Origin of the sequence: Mesorhizobium sp. M0701, from assembly GCF_040320365.1 — a bacterium.
GTDB lineage: Bacteria > Pseudomonadota > Alphaproteobacteria > Rhizobiales > Rhizobiaceae > Mesorhizobium.
Window position 1 is genome coordinate 1 of the sequence record NZ_JAMYPO010000132.1, and the last position, 603, is coordinate 603.

At 60.9% G+C, this 603-nt stretch carries 1 protein-coding gene; it reads left to right on the forward strand.

Features of this window, described 5'->3' with window-relative positions; translation table 11 throughout:
- Nucleotides 1-7: 7 nt before the first annotated feature.
- Nucleotides 8-603, forward strand: a 596-nt coding sequence (locus NKI24_RS35875) for a cation:dicarboxylate symporter family transporter (protein ID WP_352750947.1), incomplete at its 3' end; no start/stop codon positions are given.

Sequence of the window (603 nt, forward strand, 5' to 3'; positions counted from 1 at the left end):
AGAAACAGTGTCAGCTGCACAAGTCCGCGGCGCGAGTCCCGCGCCCCGCAAACCCTTCTATGCCAAGCTTTACGCGCAGGTGCTTGCCGCCATCGCCCTAGGCGTCGCAATTGGCTATTTCTATCCGGGGACCGGCGAGAGCCTGAAGCCGCTGGGTGATGCCTTCATCAAGCTGGTCAAGATGATCATCGCGCCTGTCATCTTCCTGACAATTGCGACCGGCATTGCCGGCATGAACGATCTTCACAAGGTCGGCCGGGTCGCCGGCAAGGCAATGGTCTATTTCCTCACCTTCTCGACGCTCGCGCTGATCGTCGGCCTGATCGTCGCCAATGTCGTCCAGCCTGGCGCCGGCCTCAACATCGATCCGGCCTCGCTCGATGTCCAGGCCGTGAATACCTATGCCGCAAAGGCCCACGAGCAGTCGGTCACCGGCTTCCTGATGAACATCATCCCGCCAACGATTGTCGGTGCCTTCGCGGAAGGCGACATCCTGCAGGTGCTGTTCTTCTCGGTTCTGTTCGGCATGGCGCTCGCGATGGCCGGAGAGACGGGCAAGCCTGTCGTTTCCTTCCTACAGGCGCTCATCGCGCCTGTCTTCAA